Source organism: Nocardia sp. NPDC050799 (assembly GCF_040654015.1).
Taxonomy (GTDB): domain Bacteria; phylum Actinomycetota; class Actinomycetes; order Mycobacteriales; family Mycobacteriaceae; genus Nocardia.
In genome coordinates this window covers 1-1,121 of sequence record NZ_JBFAHF010000127.1, presented here as the reverse complement: position 1 = coordinate 1,121, position 1,121 = coordinate 1, and the positions used below count along the sequence as shown (strand labels likewise).

Genomic DNA, 1,121 nt, shown 5'->3' with positions numbered 1-1,121 from the left:
ATCGCATTCCGTTGGATGAAGATTTGCGCGCCGCCATCGAACTGGCGCAGAAGATCAAGAAAGAGGGCCGTCGCCGTCAGCTGCAGCTGATCGGCAAGATGCTGCGCGCCCGCGATATCGAGCCGATTCAGACCGCGCTCGACAAGCTGAAAAACCGCCACAACCAGCAGGTTTCGCTGTTCCATAAGCTGGAAGCGCTGCGCGACCGCCTGGTGGAAGAAGGCGATGACGTCATTCCGTCGATCCTGGATCTGTATCCAGCAGCCGATCGTCAACAGCTGCGTTCACTGGTGCGCAACGCGCAGAAAGAGAAGGCCGCCAACAAGCCGCCTAAGGCTTACCGCCAGATCTTCCAATACCTGCGCGAGCTGGCCGAAGCGGCTGACTAAGCGCCGCCGCCGTCCCGGGATGAACCCGTTTCATCCCCGGTGATGCGCCGGTTCGCCGCTGCTTTCGCGGATATTGAAACGCAGGCTGCCTTCCAGCTCTTCTTCCGCTTCTTCAAACAGCAGAATGATTGCGCCGAAACGACGCTTGCTGCGGGCATTGAGGTGGGTGAACTCGATTTCCACCGGCAGACCGATATCGCCGGTCACCACGTCCCACAGCGCGTCGAGGTTGGCGCCAAACCCCTCGTCCAGCGCAAACTTGTGCGCGAAATCGCGGTAGAAGGTTGGCACGTCCTGGATCTGCTCAAAATCAAACTCTACTTTTGCCATCAAACTCACTCCACACGAATGAAGTTTTTATAATGGTCGCGCGTGACGAAGATCAGACCGTCGCTCGAATACAACAGGCGATCGGCGCCGCGCCGGCCACACTGATAATTGATGTCCGCTTCGCGCCAGACCCGGCCGCCGGCGCTCGGCAGTTGCCCTTCACGGTTAGAGAATCGATCGCCGCCAATCGCCTTGCCCGGCAATACTGCACAGAGGTTGCCTGAACGCGGATCCCAGCCCTGCTCGCGCGCCTGCTTCTTGGTGACGTAATAGTCCGGCAGCCGCTGATGCTGCTGCAGGTAGCTCACCACCGTTTGCTGCTGCGTGAGCCGGTCGATGCTCTGCTGCTGGCCCGCCGATGCCGGCACCCTCGCCGGATTGCCGTCGATCGCACGGTGCTCG

General features: G+C 60.4%; 3 protein-coding genes. 1 reads left to right on the top strand and 2 read right to left on the bottom strand.

All coding sequences use genetic code 11. The features are described from left to right. Window positions 1-389 (top strand): ribosome biogenesis factor YjgA (gene yjgA / locus AB0H42_RS35855; RefSeq protein ID WP_357064356.1); only part of this gene is annotated, 389 nt, incomplete at its 5' end. A 30-nt stretch (window positions 390-419) separates the two neighbouring features. Here the strand turns inward: yjgA and AB0H42_RS35850 are convergent. Both AB0H42_RS35850 and AB0H42_RS35845 read right to left on the bottom strand, forming a co-directional pair. Beyond that, window positions 420-719: a barstar family protein gene (locus AB0H42_RS35850; protein ID WP_004936963.1), complete on the bottom strand. Its 300-nt coding sequence runs from the start codon at window positions 717-719 to the stop codon at window positions 420-422. A 5-nt stretch (window positions 720-724) separates the two neighbouring features. Beyond that, window positions 725-1,121, bottom strand: a 397-nt coding sequence (locus AB0H42_RS35845) for a ribonuclease (protein ID WP_357064354.1), incomplete at its 5' end; no start/stop codon positions are given.